The organism is Pseudomonas sp. S2_H01 (assembly GCF_054668305.1).
The window spans coordinates 4,934,138-4,953,340 of sequence record NZ_CP162756.1 but is presented as its reverse complement, the minus strand read 5'-3'; the positions used below and the strand labels follow the sequence as shown (position 1 = coordinate 4,953,340).

Sequence of the window (19,203 nt, the reverse complement as noted above, 5' to 3'; positions counted from 1 at the left end):
GATCTGACGGAGTTTCAAAATGCCCGCGATTCATCGCTCCATGGCCCCGGCCCTCAGCTTCAACGGCGGCTTTGTCGACACCGTCGGCTTTCTCGCCCTGCAAGGCCTGTTCACGGCTCACGTGACCGGCAACTTCGTGACCCTGGGCGTCAGCATCGTCCACGGCACCTCGGGGGCGCTGGCCAAACTCCTGGCATTGCCGCTGTTTGCCGTGGTGGTTGGGCTGAGCCACCTGGCAGCCGTTTCGATCAACCGGCGTGGATGGACACCCCTGCGACCGCTGCTGATCCTGCACACCCTTTTACTCGCCGCGTTCGGTGTACTGGCTATCGAATTGGGGCCCTTCAGCGACGGCGACAGCGCCTCGGCGTTGATCACCGGCATGACCGGCGTAGCCGCCATGGCGATTCAAAACGCGATCTCGCGTCAGCACCTCAAAGGCGCGCCGCCCACCACCCTGATGACCGGGAATGTCACCCAGGGCGCTATCGATGTGTTTGCGCTGATCGGTCTGCGCGACGAGCAAGAACGCGGTGTGATCAAGCAGCGACTCAACCCCATCGCGCTGAACCTGCTGGGTTTCACCGCCGGTTGCATCGGCGCCGCGCTGTTGTATCTGGCGCTCGGTCTGTGGAGCCTGACCGTGCCGGTGCTGGTTGCGGTCTGGACGTGCGTCAGCACGTTTGGCAGCAGTGACAGTCTGGCGTGAAATCCTGCGCCTCTGCGCGTCCCAATCGCTGAGGCGAACCCGAAGCCGTAAACCTGCCGGCGCTCTTCATGGGCGCCACGCCACTGACTTCAATGCTGCCATGGCCGGGCGCATGGCCATCCGCTGCTTCGGCCATCCAGATGAATACATCGGTTTTTCACCCCCCTGCGTTAGGACTCATGTCCCTCTTGCTCCGACGACCGGCACGCAATCCAATTATCAGCCATTACCTGATAGTTATCAGTCTGTTAACGCTACTGGCAGTGCAAAAAACAGGCGATTGTCAATTTAGCAGGCATTGAAACCCGCGGGATCCAATCTAGCTTTCTAACCAAACGGATAACCGCAGACGAATAAAACAGCACTCACTCTGACGGTATTAACACCCAAAGAGCGGCGGCCAGCTTGATGGAACGGCTGCGCGGTTGTTGTCCCGAAGCAAACTATGGAACCAGGATTCAACGAAATGGAAAACATCGTCGTCGCTGACAAAATAACCTCTCAACTCACTGCCACTACCTGGGGCGATCTGGCCCTCAACCACCCCTCTGTCGTTCAAATGCCGATCGCGCCCGACCGAGTCGCCTCGGCGAGCCGCAGTGGGCAGGACCTGGTGGTCAATCTCAAGAATGGCGAACACATCAGGGTCGCCAACTTCTTCAATACCGGACCGGACGGCGTCCACAGCGACATGGTGTTTCAAGGCGACGACGGCGCACTGTGGCAGGCACAGTACGACGCACAAGTGTTCAAAGGCTTTACCTTCGAGGAAGTCTCTTCCATTGACGAGCTGATTGCCGGTGCCGGTGTCGTGGGCAGCGCCACACCTACATGGGCGATCGCCGGATTAGGGTTGCTCGGCGCAGGCGGTGCCGCTGCGGCGGCAGGTGGCGGCGGTGGAGGCGGCAGCGGAGGTGGCGCAGCGTCCCCTGATACGACAGCGCCCGATGCCCCCACAGGACTCGGCTTGTCCGCCGACGGTCTGTCGTTGAGCGGGCTTGGCGAAATAGGGTCTCGAGTCACCGTGTACGATGCCGCCGGGAACGTGTTGGGCTCCGGAACGGTAGGCAGCGACGGCCGTTTCCAGGTCGTTCTCAATGCCCCGCAGACCAACGGCCAGGCGCTGGATGTGACGCTGACCGATGCGGCGGGTAACGTCTCGACGCCGGGCTCGGTGACCGCGGCAGACACTACAGCACCTGATGCGCCTGGCAGTCTGGCCGTCAATGCGGATGGCACTGCCTTGAGCGGCACCGGTGAGGCCGGTGCAACGATCCAGGTCCGGGCGGCAAATGGCACCTTGCTCGGAACCGCCACCATTGCCGCTGACGGCACGTTTAACGTGACATTGAATCCGCCGCAGACCGACGGCCAATCGTTAACGGTCATCGCCATCGATCCAGCAGGTAACACCTCGACACCGGCCCAGGCCCAGGCGCCCGATACGGACGTCACGACACCGGGCAATGGCGATGCCACGCCACCGGACGCCCCGACGGGTGTCGCGATAAGCGGCAGCGGTTCGTTGGTCAGCGGACACGGCGAAGCAGGCAGCACGGTCAACATCATCGACGCTAACGGCGCGTTGCTGGGGACCGGCAGTGTCGGCGCTGACGGGACCTTCAGCGTAGGGCTCAATCCAGCCCCGCATAACGGTCAAGTCCTGCAGGTGACCTTGACTGACGCGGCCGGCAATGTCTCATCCAATGTGCCGCTGCAGGCGCCCGACACCACCGCTCCGGCGCAGCCGGGCACCTTCGTCCTGTCGGCGGACGGCTTGACGCTGACCGGTGTCACCGAAGCCGGCGCCCGGGTGCTGGTTCGCGACGCCTCAGGCGCGGTGATCGGCTCGGCACGCGCCGGCCTGGATGGCACGTTCAGCGTGACGTTGGCGAGCGCCCAGACCAATGGTGAACATCTGGACGTCAGCGCCACTGACGCCGCGGGCAACACATCCTCCACGCCCCTGACCGCGGCCGACACCACCGCCCCGGCTCAGGTGACCAACGTGGCGATCAGCGTCGACGGTGCGCTGCTGTCCGGCAACGGCGAAATCGGTGCAACCGTTACCGTGCTCAACGCGGGCGGAACGGCCATCGGCACCGGTGTTGTCAGCGCAAACGGTACGTTTTTGATCACGCTGACGACGGCGGCCGCTCCAGGTGAACCGTTGAAGATTACCCAAGCCGATGCCGCAGGCAATCCTTCGCCGGCGCTCGACGTCCTCACGCCTGATGCCCAAGGTCCAGGGACGCCTGGCAATCTGGCGTTGAATGCCACAGGCACTCAATTGAGCGGTAACGGCACGGCAGGCGACTTGATTGAGGTTCGGGACGCGAACGGCACGTTGCTGGGAAGCGCAGTGGTTGGTAACGGTGGCACCTTTACGGTGACGTTCTTTGAGCCACGGGCCAACGGTGAAATGCTCAATGTCACCGCCACCGACAGCAATGGCGAGACGTCGGTCAGCGTGCCGGTCACAGCGCCGGATATCACAGGGCCTGTTGCGGCGGCCGATGTCGCGGTTGCCCACGACGGTCTGTCCGTCACCGGTCGTGGAGAACCCGGGGCGACAATCACGATCACAAACGCTCAAGGTACCGTGCTCGGCACCGGCACGGTCTCTGCGACCGGCGCGTTTTCCGTGACCCTGAATACCGCACAGACCAACGGTCAGACCTTGCAGGTCGTGCTGGCGGATGCCGCCGGAAACCCGTCGGCGTCGGCACCGGTGGTTGCCGGGGACCTGGACGGGCCCCTGCAGCCTGATGGTTTCTCGCTCAGCAGTGACGGTACGTTGCTCAGCGGCCACGGTGAAGCGGGATCGAGAATCACCGTCACCGACGCCAACGGCAATGTGCTTGGCAGCGCCAACGTCGCCGCCGACGGCTCATTCAGCGTGATCCTCAGCAGTGCGCAGAATAACGGGCAGACGTTACTGATCAACGCGAGCGACAGCACCGGGAATCCTGCAACGCCTGTTCCCTTCACGGCGCCCGATACCCAGGCGCCGACGCCGTTGACCAACGTTACGCTGGATACTTCGGGCGGGGTGCTCACCGGTCGTGGCGAACCTGGCGCGACTGTGACCGTACGCGATGCGCTCGGCACCATGATCGGCACGGGCAGCATTGGGAGTGACGGTCGCTTTACGCTCAACCTCACCACGGCGCAGACCGACGGGCAGGTGCTGCAGGTCACCCAGACCGATGCCGCAGGCAATCCATCCACGCCGGTACCCGTCAACGCGCCGGACCAGAGCGTGCCCGATGCGGTAACTAACGTCGAGATCTCTACCAATGGCGCGGTGGTCACCGGTAATGGCCAGATTGGCGCGACGGTCACCGTGACCGATGCCTCAGGCAATTCACTCGGCACAGCGGTGGTGGGCGCAAACGGACGGTTTGAAATCACCCTTTCCAGCCCGCAGATCAACGGCCAGGGGCTGAACGTGAGCCAGGTGGATGGTTCGGTGACGCCATCGACGCCAGTGCCTGTCGACGCCCCGGACATTCAGGCACCCGACGCCCCCGACAACCTCAACCTGGACAGCACAGGCGTTCTGTTGAGCGGGCAAGCCGAACCGGGTGCGACCGTGTACGTACGGGACCAAAGCGGCAACCTGTTGGGCACAGCGACGGCGGATGCCACGACCGGTGCTTTCCAGGTGACGCTGTCTCCTGCTCAGAACAACGGCCAGACAGTCCAGGTCACGCAAACCGATACTGAGGGAAATCTGTCGGTTTCCACTCCGGTGACCGCGCTGGACACGACGCCCGCCGACGCCCCGAGCAACGTGGCGATCACTGCGGACGGGCTTCATGTTTCGGGCAATGGCGTTGCGGGCGACACCATTGAAGTCCGCAGTGTGAACGGCACGCTGCTGGGGAGCGTGGTGGTGGCAGCCAATGGCAGCTTCACCGTCATCCTGACCAGCCCTCAACAAAACGGCGAAACGCTGAACGTGACGCAAGTTGACGCCAGTCAGATCCCTTCGGCTGCGAGCAACGTCACCGCCCCTGACATTACCGCGCCGCTCGCGCCGACTGACCTGGCCGTCGACGCCAATGGCGTGCTGAGCGGCACGACCGAAGCCGGCGCCACGGTCAATGTGCTGGATGCCAACGGCAACCTGTTGGGCACCACCACAGCCGGACCCAATGGCGAATTCACCTTTAGCCTCCCCGGCACACTCAATAACGGCCAGTTAGTGCAGGTCGTCGTTTCCGACGGCCTCCATGACTCGCTCCCGGTCAGCACTCAGGCGCCCGACACCACGCCTCCGCCTCCAGTGGCCAACCTCGCCGTCAGCCCGGACGGCGCTCAGGTGTCCGGGACCGGCGAGCCCGGAACGACCATCACCATCACCGCCCCCGGCAACCTCGTGATCGGGACGGGCGTTGTCGGCAACGATGGTGTCTTTGTCATCGGTCTGAACCCGCCTGCGGAAAACGGCAGCATCAGCACGGTCATCAGTACCGACAGCAGCGGCAACCCCTCCACGCCGGTCGACCTTTCCGGCCCCGACGGCACTCAGGTAGCCATGCCGACGGACCTCGTCATCAGCAGCGACGGCTTCACCCTGACCGGGGCGGGCACCCCTGGCACCACGGTCAATATCGTTGCGGCCGACGGGACGACCCTGGGATCGGGCACCGTCAACAGTCTGGGTCGCTTCACCATTTTCATGCGCTTTGCTCAGTTGAATGCGCAGACGTTGCAGGTGACCGCCAGCGACGGCAGTGGCCACCACTCAGTGCCCGGTACAGTCACTGCTACTGACGCGACGGCGCCTGACGCGCCCTCGGATCTGACCATCAACGCCAACGGCAGCGCAGTCACGGGCAAAGGTGAAGTCGGCGCCACCGTTACCATCACCGACAGCAGCGGCACCGTATTGGGCACAGGCGTGGTGGCCAGCACCGGTCACTTCAGCATTGTCCTCAACCCTGCTCAGCTCAACGCGCAACCCCTGACCGCCACCCAGAGCGACGCGGTCGGTAACGTTTCGCAACCGGGCAGCGTGGTCGCCCCGGACCTGCAGGCACCGAATGCCGCGACCGGCTTAGCCATCAACGGTGTCGGAACCGTGATCAGCGGCCAGGGTGAAGCGGGTGCCACGGTCACCGTTCGCGATGCAGCGGGCAACGTGCTGGCCACCGGAACCGTCGACCAGAGCGGTCAGTTCCAGGTGACGTTGCCCAGCGCGCAAACCAGCGGCGCGGCCTTGCAGGTCAACCTCACCGATGCGGCGGGCAACACCTCGCCGCAGAGCAGCCTGAATACGGTGGACACCACGCCTCCGGCCCTCGTCCAGAACCTCAACATCAGCGCCAGTGGCAACACGCTCACCGGCACCGGCGAAGTGGGCGCTACCGTTCGTGTCACCGACAACAATGGCACCCTGCTGGGCACGGCCGTCGTGGCGGCCGACGGTGCATTCAGTGTCACCCTCGCGCCACCTCCGAACAACGGCCAGACACTGGACATCAGCCAGGTCGACCCCAGCGGCAACGCATCGCCATCCGCCACGTTGCAGGCACCGGATATCAGCCCACCGGCGGCGCTCACTCAGGTCGCGGTCAATGCCGACGGCGTGACCGTCACCGGCCACGGCGAGCCCGGGGCGACGGTTTCCGTGCGCAGCGTGGACGGCACCTTGCTCGGCACCGGGCTGGTCGGGGCGAACGGTTCATTCAACCTCACGCTCAGCTCGCCACAGACCAATGCGCAGGTGCTGACGGTCATCCAGGAAGACCCGCCGGGCAACGTCTCCACTGCGGTGAACGTGGTAGCGGTCGACCTCACTGCGCCGGATGCACCGACTGCGCTTGTGCTTAATGGCGCTGGTCTGCAACTGACCGGTAACGCCGAAGCCGGTAGCACGGTGATCGTACGGGATGCCGCTGGCGGAATAATCGGTACCGCCACTGCGGCCGCGAATGGAACCTTCCAGGTCACGCTCGGCTCGCCGCAACTCAATGGTCAGGCACTGACCGTGACGGCCACCGATGCGGCAGGCAATGTATCGAATCCGGCAGCCTATGCCGCGGCTGACACCACCGCCCCGCTGGCAGTGAGCAACCTGGCCGTCACGGCGGACGGTCTGTCGCTGGCCGGTCACGGCGAAGCGGGCGCGACCGTGGTGGTACGTGATGCCAACGGTGTCCAGTTGGGCACGGCAACGGTGAACGCCAACGGCAATTTCAACCTGACGCTGAGCCCGGGGGCCGCCGCAGGCACCGTCCTCAACGTCATTCAGACCGATGGGGCGGGTAATGCATCGCCGCAAGCGGCCGTCACCGCGCCGGGCAATCTGGCAGAGCCGGCACCGGCCAACCTCGCCCTGAGTGCTGACGGCCTCACCTTGACCGGTACCGCCACGGCGGGCAGTACGGTGAGCATACGCAGCCCGTCCGGCACCCTGCTGGGCTCGGCGCTGGTCGCCAGTGACGGTACTTTCAGCGCCACGCTCAATACGGCGCAACTGAACGGCGAGCAGCTTTCGGCGACGGCGACGTCCAGCGACGGTATCAATTCCTTGCCCACCGGTTACACCGCCGCAGACGTCACCGCCCCTGCGCCACTGAGCAACCTCGTGCTTTCTGCCGACGGCGCGCTCCTCTCCGGCCATGGCGAAGCGGGCTCGACCGTCACGGTGATGGGCACAGGTGGCGTGATTCTGGGTAACGCCCTGGTCGCCGCCAATGGCACCTTCAGCCTGACCCTGACCACGCCGCAAATTGCAGGGCAAACCCTGAACCTGAGCCAGACCGACGCGGCCGGGAACGAATCCCCCAGCCTGAACCTTGTGGCAAGGGACCTCGTGGCGCCCGACGCGCCGGCCGCGCTGGCGGTCAGCAGCGACGGCAGTGTGCTCTCCGGGACGGGGGAAGCCGGCGCGACGGTCAACGTCTTCAATGCCGCCGGCGCACTGTTGGGGTCCGGCAGCGTACGCCTCGACGGCAGCTTCCAGATCACGCTGACCAACCCTCAGGCCAACGGCCAGACGCTTGCCGTCACCCTGACCGACGCCGCAGGGAATACCTCGGCCGCCACCAACCTGATCGCCATCGACACCACCGCACCGATAGCGCTTACGCAATTGGCCATTTCCAGTGACGGTGCAACGCTGACCGGACATGGCGAGGCCGGCGCCACGGTGACGGTCAGCGACAGTGACGGCAACGCACTGGGCACCGTCGTGGTCGGCAGCACCGGAACATTTACGCTGGCGCTGAGCCCACCGCTGACCAACGCCGAAGTGCTGACGCTGGTGCAGACAGACACCGCAGGGAACGTGTCGCCCAACGCCACCCTGGTGACGCCGGACTTCACGCCGCCCGACCCGCTTGCCAACGTCGACATCAACGCCGCGGGTGCAGTGGTGACCGGTACCGGTGAGCCCGGCGCGACGGTCACCGTCAAAGACCCTGCCGGTAATGTCCTCGGCAGCAGCGTGGTATTGGCCGATGGCTCGTTCAGCGTCACGTTGAGCACGCCGCAGATCAACAATCAGATCCTCAACGTCCAGCAGGCCGACCCACCGGGCAACGTCAGTGCGGCCGTGCCGGTGACCGCGCCGGACCTGACGCCCCCAACAGTGCCCACTCAACTGCTGTTGAACGCAGACGGCGGTGTGCTCAGCGGCAGTGGTGAAGCCAACGCGACCGTGCGCATCACCTTGGCCGATGGCACCCAGATCGGTACCGGCTCGGTCGGTGCCAACGGCACGTTCCTGATCACACTCACGCAAGGCCAGACCAACGGCGAGCAAGTCTTCGTCGTGCTTACCGATGCCAAAGGCAATGCGTCGGCGGCGGGCACTCTGTTCGCCCCGGACACCACCGCGCCAAACGCAGTGGCCAACCTGGCGATCGATGAAGCAGGCCGAGTCGTCAGCGGCACCGGTGAAGCAGGCGCGGCCATTGTCGTCAGCGATGCCGCGGGCAACGTCCTCGGTACCGCAACGGTCAGCGCGGGCGGCACCTTTACGCTCACGCTGTCAGTGCCTCAACTCAATGGCGAGACGCTTTCGGTCATTCAACGAGACACGGCGGGGAATCCTTCGACGCCAACGACCGTCGATGCACCGGACATCACAGCGCCTGCCCTGCCTGTCGTCACCGGGCTAAGTGCCGATGGCGTGACCCTGAGCGGAGCCGGGGAAGCCGGTGCAACGGTCCAGGTCACCAGCGCAACCGGCCTGGCGCTGGGCACTGCGACGGTCGATCCCGATGGCACCTTCAGCATCACGCTCAGCCCCGCGCAGCTCAACGGTCAGGTACTCACCCTGTCACAGACCGACGACGCCACTAACGTCTCAGGCAACGCAACGTATCAAGTCCCGGACGTGACCGATCCGGCGCCGGTCGACAACCTCGCCGTCAGTCTCAATGGCCTGGTGCTGACCGGTACCGGCGAAGCGGGCGCCACAGTGAATGTGTCCTTCGAAGGCGCCTTTCTGGGCACTGCGACCGTTGCGGCCGACGGGACGTTCAGCGTCGACCTGTCGACCGCGCAGCTCAAGGGACAGTTGCTGTCTGTGGTTCAGGTGGATGCCGGGACCAATGATTCAACACCGGCGACCGTCAACGCACCGGATATAACAGCCCCGGCGCTGCCGACCGTCACCGAACTGGCGGGTGGGACTGCCCTGACCGGCACCGCTGAAGCGGGCAGCACCGTGACCGTGACCTCGGCAAGCGGCGCGTTTCTGGGATCGGCGGTAACAGGGAATGACGGCACCTACACCGTCACGCTGAATGCGCCACAAACCAACGGCCAGACGCTGTTGGTGACCGCCACCGATGCCGCCGCCAACCCGTCGGCCACCCTGCCCTTTACGGCGCCCGACACCACCGATCCGGACCCGGTCAGCAATCTGTCGATCAGCCCGGATTACACCCAACTCGCCGGCCGTGGTGAGGTCGGCGCGACCGTCACCGTCAGCGTCAACGGTGTAGAGATCGCGACCGGGACCGTGGGGGCGAACGGCACCTTCGTCATCGACCTGACCGGCATCGCTGCCGATCAGATACTGTTCGTCGTTCAGAGCGATGCCGCGGGCAATGACTCCACCGCGTCCACGCTGGTGGTGCCCCTCACGCCTGCGCCGGATGCCCCGGACAACCTGGTCCTCTCGGCGGACGGTGTGACACTGACCGGGACCGCCGCCAGCGGTGCAACGATCACGGTGTACAGCCCGACGGGCGCTCCGTTGGGTACGGGCGCCGTCGGCATCGACGGCACCTTCACGGTGACACTCAGCCCGGCGCAAACCAACGGCCAGATTCTGGACGTCACCGCCAGCACGGTGCTCGGTGGCTCGTCGGTGCCGACCGAGATCACTGCAGGTGACACCACAGCCCCTGTTCCGCTGACCGATCTGGCAATCAACGCAACGGGCACAACGGTGACCGGGCGCGGGGAAGTCGGCGCGACGGTCACCATCACCTCTGCCAACGGCACGGCACTGGGAACGGCTGTGGTCGGCGCAAACGGCACCTTCAGTGCGCAACTCAACAGCGCCCAAGCCAATGGACAGATCCTCAACGCGTTCCAGACCGACACGGCGGGGAATCCTTCGACCACGCTGAACGTCACGGCGCCGGACATCACCGCGCCCAGCGCGCCCTCCACGTTGGGGCTCAATGGCACCGGTCTGCTGTTGACGGGCCTGGGTGAAGCCGGGGCCACAGTGACCGTGCGCAGCGCCGCCGGCCTGGTCCTGGGCACCGGAACCGTGGCGGCGAACGGCACGTTCTCGGTCACGCTGAACACCGCACAACTCAACGGCCAGCCGCTGACCGTGAGCCAGGCCGACGCAGCCGGCAACGTCTCGGCGTCAACCGGCTTCACGGCACCGGACACCACGGCGCCTGCGGGTCTGAACAATCTGGCGCTCAACCCTGGCGGCCTGCAACTGAGCGGGTCCGGCGAGCCGGGTGCGACCGTCAGCGTGACCAACGCCGCAGGCCAGGTGCTGGGCACCGCCGTGGTGGGTGCCGGTGGCAGCTTCACCGTGCAACTGTCCAGCGCGCAGCTCAACGGCCAGTCACTCAACGTCCAACAGGCGGACCCTGCCGGGAATCTGTCTCCGGTCGCCAACCTGGTGGCCACCGATATACAGGCACCGACTGCACCGACCGGCCTGACCCTGGCAGCCAACGGTCTGACGGTAAATGGCAGCGGCGAAGCGGGCGCAACGGTCAACGTCTACAGCGCGGGCGGTGCCTTGCTGGGCACCGGCACAGTAGGCAGCGGCGGCACGTTCAACTTCAACCTGACCTCGGCCGCGCAACTCGACGGTCAACCGCTGACGGTGCGTCTGGTCGACGGTGCGGGGAATGTCTCTGCGGCGGGCAGCCTGACAGCGCCCGACACGACAGCCCCCGGCGCGCCCACCGGCGTTGCCGTCAACGGCAGTGGCACGGTGTTGACCGGACTGGGTGTGGCAGGCTCGACCGTGACCGTGCGCAGTGCCACAGGTGTTGTTCTCGGCACAGGCACCGTGGCGGCCAATGGCAGCTTCTCCGTCGCACTGGCCGCTGCGCAGATCGACAACCAGGTCCTGACCGTGACGCAGGCCGACCCGACCGGCAACGTCTCGGTATCGGCCACGGCAACCGCACCGGACCTGACCGCTCCCGTCGCGCCGACTACGCTGTTGGTCAGTGGCGACGGCCTGACGGTCAGCGGCACCGGGGAAGCCGGTTCTACGGTAATCATCAAGTCCGCCAGCGGCACCGTGCTAGGCACGGCGGTCGTTGGCGGCACCGGTGTGTTCAGCGTCGGGCTCAATGCGGCGCAGATCAACGGTGAGAAGTTGTCCGTCAGCCTCACCGACACCCATGGCAACGTCTCGGTCGCAACGGTCGTCACGGCGCCCGATATCGACGCCAACGCACCGGTGGTCGCCAGTGACAATCTGGCCACCGCCACGGTGATCATCGCGCCGGTCAAGGTCACGCAGAACTTCTCCGACTCTTTCACCACCCTGCTGTCCGGCTTCTCGAAAACCTTCACCTTTACCGTGGCCAGCGGCACCAGCATCGACCCAACGCTGACCCTGACCACGGGCAGCCTGATCTCGCTGCTCGACGGCGTTTCCTACACGCTGCAAGTCAAGAGCGCCAGCGGCGTCTGGGTCACACTGGACGTCAATGGCAGCGGTGGACTGCTCGACCTGATCGCCATTGCCGGTCAGGGCGTGCGGGTCAATATCGGCGACCTGCTGGGGGGCGACTATCGCCTGACCGTGGCCAGCTCCGGCATCGGCGTGCTGACCACCGTCACCACCCAGCTGCAACTGGATATCACCAGCCTGACGCAGTTCACCGGAACCGCCGGTGCGGCGATCACCGGCAACGTGATCAGCGACGTCGGCACTGACGGTCAGGTCGACCAGACCGGTCCCGATCAAGGCGCCTTGTTGCAGATCCAGAAAAACGGCAGCTATGTGGCGGCAGGCGGCGGCACGACCGTGCAGGGCCTGTACGGCACGCTGACCATCGACGCGAACGGCAACTACAGCTACAAACCCAATGGCAGCCTGAGCAGCGTCGGCAAAGTGGATGTCTTCAACTATCAACTGGTGCACGCCAACGGGCTGAGCGACACCGCCACGCTGTACGTTCGCATCGACAGTCCACAAGCGGCGGAGATCTGGAGCAACACCAACCTCGCCAGTCCGGCCTTGCTGGTGGACGCCACCAACGACATCGCTCATACGGGCATCACCCTGGTCAACCAAGAGGTCACCACAAACTCGGCGCTGGGCAGCTTCGGCGTGTTGCTGGGTGGCAGTAGCGGTACCTATGCCACCAGTGTCGCGGCCAACACCGTCAGTGACCTCACGGTCGTGGTCAACGCCAGTAATCTGTTGAGCCTGCTGAGTTCGGTGACGGTGAGTCTGTACAAGCTCAACACCACCACGGGTCAATACGTGCTGGTGAAAAGCTACGGCGGCGGCTCGTTGCTCAATCTGGGCGGGGGCAATTACGGCATCCAGTTCGACGATCAGACGTCCGGCAGCTATCAGGTCAAAGTGGCCGTTGGCGGTCTGGGCGTGGGAAGCACGATCAACACCAGCCTCATCAATGTGGCCACCTCCACCAACCAGTTCGTCGTCGGCAGCTACACGCCCGTGGCAGGCAACCTGCTCACTGACACGGCGGGGGCCGGTGCAGACGTACTCGGCTCGGCCTATACCGTGCTCAGCGTGCAGCAAGCCGGGATGTTCGTCACCCCGGGCTACAACGGCACGACCCTGGTCGGCACCTACGGTTCGTTACTGGTGCATGCCGACGGCAGCTACGTCTACACCCTCAACCCCGGCCAGACCAGCGCGGTGGTTGGCCATCAGGATGTGTTCACCTACCAACTGACCCATCCCAACGGCACCACGGACACGGCCACGTTGACGGTGGACCTGGACGCGGCCGGCGCCGTGGCCACCACATCCTTCGCGGCCCTGGCCAGCGTCGACGATCACAGCGCCGCGTCGGTCGCGACAACGGCCGACGCTGCGGGCACCGAACTGATTCAGGGCACCGACGGCAACGACACCCTCGACGGATCCCACGGCGGCGCCGTGACCCTGCAAGGCGGTGCCGGTAACGACACGCTGATCATCAGCGACCCGCATTTCGCGTCGGTGGACGGCGGTACTGGCACCGACACGCTGCTGTGGGCCGGTGGCGACGCGGCAATCAATCTGGGCGATCTGCAAAGCCGGATTCACAACATCGAAGTGCTGGACCTGAACCACACCAGCGCCGTGTCACTGACCGTGAGCCTGGCAGACCTGGTGGCGATCACCTCCTCCGACAACAACACCCTGCTGATCAAGGGCGACAGCAAAGACAGTGTGCACATGACCGACACCTGGGCGGCCGACGGCACCCACCAGGCGGACGGAATCGACTACACCCAATACACCCCGCAGGAGGACCCGAGTCACCATTTGTGGGTACAGAACGGCATTCAGGTTGTTTGAGATCCAGGGAAGTCTGACCCAGGTCAGTAAGGAAACCATGTGAAGTGCGTACGCCGTCACCCCTGGCCGATGGTGCTATTGACCATCGGCCTGCAACACCTGATCCACCTGCCCGCGCGGGCAGACGAATACATCGACCCGGGGCTGCGCAGCATCAGCCCTTCCCGGCTGCAACATCAACCGGGGGACAAACAACCGAAACCACGGAGCAGCCAATCGCCCGTCGCGGCAGTACCGGGCAAAGAAGACACGCAGACACTGGGGCTCGAACAGGCGGTGAGGCTCGCGGTGGACTGGCACCCCAGCATCAGCGAGGCCATCGGCACGCTGTATCAACAGGCCGAGGGTATCAACGTGGCCGAGGCCGGTTATTACCCGCAGATCGCCGGCGGCATCAAGGGCGGCTACAACAGCGGCTATGGCAGTGACGCCAGCAGCCAGTCGGTGAGCATCTCGCTGAAGCAGATGCTGTATGACTTCGGCAAGGTTTCAAATGCCGTCGAGGCTGCCCGGGCCAAGGCCGCACGCAGTCAGGCGAGCATTCTGCTGGCGATCGATCAGGTCGGTCGGGACACCGCATTCGCCTACGTCGAGGTTCAGCGCTATCAGCGTTTGATCGACATCGCCCGCCAGCAGATTCAAGGGATTGGCGGGATTGTTGATCTGGCCAAACAGCGCAGCGACATGGGCGCCAGTACCCGCTCCGATGTGGTTCAGGCACAGTCCCGCGCCGAGGGCGGCATGGCGACCTTGCAGGAGTACAAGGCGCAATACGCGCGCTGGCAAGCGACGCTGGGCAATCTTCTGGGGCGACAGACGTCCCCGCAAGTGACCGACGCCTTTCCGGACTCGCTGAATCAGTCCTGCAACACGCCCGTGATTACCGATGCCCTGCCCGCCGTACTGCAGGCAGCCGCCCAGCGCACCCAGGCCCAGGCCGAACTCGCTCAGGCCAAGGCCGAGGCGTATCCGACGCTGTCGCTGGAGCCCTCGTTCAATCAGTACCTGGACAACAATTACGACAGCCAGAACCCGGCCATCGACCGCACCCAGGTCGGGATTTTCCTGAACCTTGAAGTGCCGATTTATCAGGGAGGCGCCATCAGTGCCCGCAGCCGTGCTGCCGGTTATGCGTTGACCGCTGCCGACGCCGCCGAGGACGCCGCTCGCTTGCAGGCGCGCCAGGGCTTGAGCGAGTCCCAGGCCCAGACGTCCGGCCTGACACGCCGCCTCAACTCATTGGAGTTTCGCGAAACCACGATTAAAGAAGCCCGCGAGCTGTACGGCCGGCAATACCTTGAGCTGGGCACGCGGCCGCTGCTGGACCTGCTCAATGCCGAGCAGGAGATCCACCAGTCGCGCTTCGATCTGGCCAACACTCAGGCCGACCTGCGTCGCCTGCAAATCGACTGTCTCTACAACAGTGGCGCATTGCGCCGGGCATTCGGTATCGATCACAGCACCATCCAGCATGTGGAGATCCTGCCATGACCGATCCCATCGTCATCGCTCAACCTGTGCAGGCCGACACGGCGCGTCAGGACTATTCACCGTGGCTCGAGGCTGTGCTCACCGTCGCACGGCATTACCGACTGGACGTATCGCCGGAAAGCGTGCGCCTGGCGTCGATCCACAGTGAGGGACGGGTCGAGGAAGTGGTCCGGCACATGGCGCGTCAGGCCGGGCTCAGCGTCAAGTTCGCCGACTACGACCACAAGAGCCTGAGCCGCTGGCGCACGCCTTTGCTGGTGCAATTGCAGGATGGCCAGGTCGGGGTGATCGAAAGCGTCGGTGAAGACGGCGAACTGGGCATTGCCTACAGCGGCGATCAAGGCCTGCAAAGCCGGATCGAACCTGCGGCCCTCGCGGACCAGGCCGTGCGCACGGTGATCCTGCGGCCGATCCAGCCACTGAGCGATGTGCGCACCAACGATTACATCAAGCCCTACGACGAGCACTGGTTCAGGCGCATCGTGCTCAGCGACCTGCGCCCCTACAGCCAGGTCATGCTCGCCTCGCTGGTGGCCAATCTGCTGGGCATGGCCGGTGTGCTGTTCTCGATGCAAGTCTATGACCGAGTGATTCCCGCCGAATCGCTGCCGACCCTGTACGTGCTGTTCGGCGGCGTGATGCTGGCGCTGGTGTTCGATTTCGTGATGCGCATCATGCGTCTGCGCATCACTGACATCCTTGGCAAACGCGCCGACTTGCGGGTCTCCGATCTGGTCTTCGGTCACGCCCTGCGCCTGCGCAATTCGGTCCGCCCCAAATCCACCGGCTCGTTCATTTCGCAGTTGAGGGAGCTGGAGCAAATCCGCGACCTGATCACGTCCAGCACCGCGACGGCGCTGGCGGACATGCCGTTCTTTTTCCTGTTTTTGCTGGTGTTCTACCTGATCGGCGGACTTTTGGTGCTGATTCCGCTGCTCGCGTTGGTTGCCATGGTATTGCCGGGCATTCTTGCGCAACACCGGTTGGCGAAACTGGCCAACGAATCGATGCGCGAAGCTGCGCTGCGCAACGCGATGCTGGTGGAAAGCGTGCAAGGCATGGACGACATCAAGGCCTTGCAGGCCGAGCAGCGTTTTCAGCAGCAGTGGAATCACTACAACGCCGCCTCAGCCGACAGCAGCCTGCGCTTGCGCACCTTGACCAACAGCCTGGTGACCTGGACCCAGAACGTTCAGGGCGGCGTCTTCGCGGTGGTCATCGTGTTCGGTGCGCCGATGGTGATTGCCGGCGACCTCACCACCGGCAGCCTGGTGGCGGCGTCGATCCTGTCATCGCGGATGATGGGTCCCATGGCACAGCTGACTCACGTATTGACCCGCTGGCAGCAGGCCAAAGTCGCCTTGCAGGGCTTGAACCGGATCATGCAGATGCCAGTGGATCACCCCGAAGGCAGCCAGCGCGTGCACCTGCCCGCGATACGCGGGGAATACCGGATGCGTCAAGCGGGCTTTCGCTACAGCGAAGAATCATCGCCTGCGTTGAGCAATATCGACCTGAAGATACGCCCCGGCGAACGGATCGCCATTCTAGGGCGCAACGGTGCTGGCAAGTCGACCCTGCTTCAGGCATTGGCCGGCGCCATGGACCTGAGTACAGGTGAAACCACACTGGACGGCATCGCCCTCGCCCACATCGACCCCGCCGACCTGCGTCGCGACGTGGGCCTCATGTCGCAACAGGCACGACTCTTTCACGGCACGCTGCGCGACAACATTACCCTTGGCGCCGGGCAGGCCAGCGATCAGGAAATCATCGCGGCGCTCGCCGTCACCGGTGCACTGGATTTCGTGCGGCAGATGCCCAAAGGCATGGACCATCTGATTCTCGAAGGTGGCCTGGGGCTGTCGGGCGGGCAACGCCAGAGCCTGCTGCTTTCGCGGCTGTTGATCCGGCAACCGCAGGTCCTGCTGCTGGATGAACCCACCGCCTCGCTGGACGACATCACCGAGCGCCTGTTGCTGGAAAAACTCACCACCTGGTGCACCGGCAGAACGCTCGTCGTCGCCACTCACAGGGTCAGCGTCCTGCAGCTTGTCGAGCGCATCATTGTCCTGGACAACGGCCGGATCGTGATCGATGACCACCGCGACGCCGCGCTTGCGCGGTTGCGGCAGCCCCAAGGAGCACCGTCATGAAAGCACTGACGGCCGAACACGCGCCGCGCTTGCCGGATTCGATCACCTACCTGGACGGTCGCGACGAGCGCAGCATCACTGGCGGCATCCGGGTCATCTGGGGCTGCGCCGTGATGATCGCCTGCTTTCTTGCCTGGGCGGCATGGTTTGAAGTGGTGGAAGTGTCCACCGGCACGGGCAAGGTGGTCCCCAGTTCCAGGGAGCAAGTGATCCAGTCCATGGAAGGCGGCATCATCAAGGAAATGAACGTCACTGAAGGTTCGCTGGTGGAGCGTGGCCAGGTCCTCGCCCAGCTCGATGCCGTGAAAACCGAATCCAACGTGGGGGAAAGCGAAGCCAAGTATCGGGCGGCGCTCGCCAGCGTCAATCGCCTGCAAGCAGAGGTCAGTGAAAAAACCCTCTCGTTCGATGCGTCGCTCAGTGGTTTCCCCGAACTCATCCGCGCCGAAACCGAGCTGTACACCACCCGCCGCAAGGGCCTGCAGGACACGCTGGACGGCATCCAGAGTTCGCTGAAACTGGTGCGCAGCGAGCTGGAGATTACCGAGAATCTGGCGAAGATCGGCGCGTCGAGTCGGGTTGAAGTGCTGCGTCTGAATCGGCAACGTTCGGAACTCGAACTCAAGGCCACCGAAGCCCGCTCCGATTACATGGTGCGCGCCCGCGAAGACCTGGCCAAAGCCAACGCCGAAGCGCAGATGCTGGTCGCAGTGATTCGTGGCCGCAATGACTCACTCTCCCGTCTGACCCTGCATTCGCCAGTGCGCGGCATCGTCAAGGACATCGAAGTGACCACCATCGGCGGCGTGGTTCCACCCAACGGAAAGCTGATGCAGATCGTGCCGCTGGACGAACAACTGCTGATCGAAGCGCGGATTTCACCGCGCGATATCGCCTTCATTCACCCGGATCAGGAAGCCAAGGTGAAGATCACCGCCTACGACTACTCGATCTACGGCAGTCTCGACGGCAAGGTCGTGACCATTTCCCCTGACACGATCCAGGACGAGGTCAAACCCGAGATCTTCTATTACCGCGTGTACATCCGCACCGACTCCGATGTACTGCGCAACAAGGCCGGCAAGACCTTCGCCATCGTGCCCGGCATGATCGCCACCGTGGATATCCGCACCGGCCAGAAGACGGTGCTGGATTATCTGATCAAACCCCTGAACCGCGCCCGCGAAGCCTTGCGCGAACGATGATCAGCGACTGGCAAGGTGAGTCGGTGCCGCTGTCACCGGCTGGGCCTGCGCCAGGTAACGGCCCCACTCGCGATTGATCTCGGCGTAGGGCAGAAAGATGCTGACCCGAGGCTGGTTGGCGAGGTCCGGGCGCTTGAGTGCAGCCAGTTCGCTGGACGACAGGAATGCAACGGTGATGCCGACGACCTTGCCATCGGCGGCAAACACCGGGCCGCCCGACATGCCTTTGGCGACCGGCCCATCGTGGGTGCCATAGAGCACGTTGCCCTCTTTGGCGTCCAGCCGCACCATCGCAGGCAAGGCGTGGCCACTGCCCTTCACCGACATGTACAGCGAGTTGTAACCCACTGCCGTGACGGCCTCGCCCGGGGTGTATCCACGCCAGAGTGGAACGCCATTGGCCTTGTGCCGGAAAAACTGGATGTCCCCCTGCCCTTGGTAAACCGACCCGGGCACGTAGGGAATGTGCTTGACGGTGACGGCGTACTCGTCATTCCACTGCACCGCCGTGCCCATCAGCATGTAAGGAAGCGGTCCGCCGGAATGGACGACGAACGCTTGGTCATAAACTGGATCCTGAGTAAAAGCGACTGGCATTCCATTGCACCCGCTGAGCAGCACTGAGGCCGCAACAAGTGACTT

General features: G+C 64.3%; 6 protein-coding genes. 5 read left to right on the top strand and 1 reads right to left on the bottom strand.

Annotated features, from left to right (window positions below):
- Nucleotides 1–19: 19 nt before the first annotated feature.
- From AB4N84_RS22020 to AB4N84_RS22000, 5 genes are all read left to right on the top strand, one after another.
- Entirely contained in the window at nt 20–709 is a 690-nt protein-coding gene (locus AB4N84_RS22020; protein ID WP_460043168.1) for a YoaK family protein, read from the top strand.
- 466 nt (nt 710–1,175) lie between these two features.
- Nucleotides 1,176–13,709, top strand: a complete 12,534-nt coding sequence (locus tag AB4N84_RS22015) for a BapA/Bap/LapF family large adhesin (protein WP_460043166.1) — start codon at nt 1,176–1,178, stop codon at nt 13,707–13,709.
- 69 nt (nt 13,710–13,778) lie between these two features.
- A complete protein-coding gene (locus AB4N84_RS22010; protein WP_460047098.1) occupies nt 13,779–15,200 on the top strand; it encodes a TolC family outer membrane protein in 1,422 nt (473 codons plus the stop codon).
- Nucleotides 15,197–17,356 (top strand): type I secretion system permease/ATPase, encoded by a 2,160-nt coding sequence (locus tag AB4N84_RS22005; RefSeq protein ID WP_460043165.1) that lies wholly within the window; start codon nt 15,197–15,199, stop codon nt 17,354–17,356. The genes AB4N84_RS22010 and AB4N84_RS22005 overlap by 4 nt, the downstream gene beginning before the upstream one ends.
- Nucleotides 17,353–18,561 (top strand): HlyD family efflux transporter periplasmic adaptor subunit, encoded by a 1,209-nt coding sequence (locus AB4N84_RS22000; RefSeq protein ID WP_074749629.1) that lies wholly within the window; start codon nt 17,353–17,355, stop codon nt 18,559–18,561. The genes AB4N84_RS22005 and AB4N84_RS22000 overlap by 4 nt, the downstream gene beginning before the upstream one ends.
- Here AB4N84_RS22000 and AB4N84_RS21995 read toward each other — a convergent pair whose 3' ends face one another.
- On the bottom strand, nt 18,562–19,158 hold the full coding sequence (locus AB4N84_RS21995; protein WP_460043163.1) for a trypsin-like peptidase domain-containing protein: 597 nt from the start codon (nt 19,156–19,158) through the stop codon (nt 18,562–18,564). It abuts the gene before it with no gap.
- Nucleotides 19,159–19,203 lie beyond the last annotated feature (45 nt).

Coding starts and splice junctions, on each gene's coding strand:
- AB4N84_RS22020 (WP_460043168.1), top strand. CDS start 20: ATGCCCGCGATTCATCGCTCCATGGCCCCGGCCCTCAGCTTCAACGGC.
- AB4N84_RS22015 (WP_460043166.1), top strand. CDS start 1,176: ATGGAAAACATCGTCGTCGCTGACAAAATAACCTCTCAACTCACTGCC.
- AB4N84_RS22010 (WP_460047098.1), top strand. CDS start 13,779: ATGGTGCTATTGACCATCGGCCTGCAACACCTGATCCACCTGCCCGCG.
- AB4N84_RS22005 (WP_460043165.1), top strand. CDS start 15,197: ATGACCGATCCCATCGTCATCGCTCAACCTGTGCAGGCCGACACGGCG.
- AB4N84_RS22000 (WP_074749629.1), top strand. CDS start 17,353: ATGAAAGCACTGACGGCCGAACACGCGCCGCGCTTGCCGGATTCGATC.
- AB4N84_RS21995 (WP_460043163.1), bottom strand. CDS start 19,158: ATGCCAGTCGCTTTTACTCAGGATCCAGTTTATGACCAAGCGTTCGTC.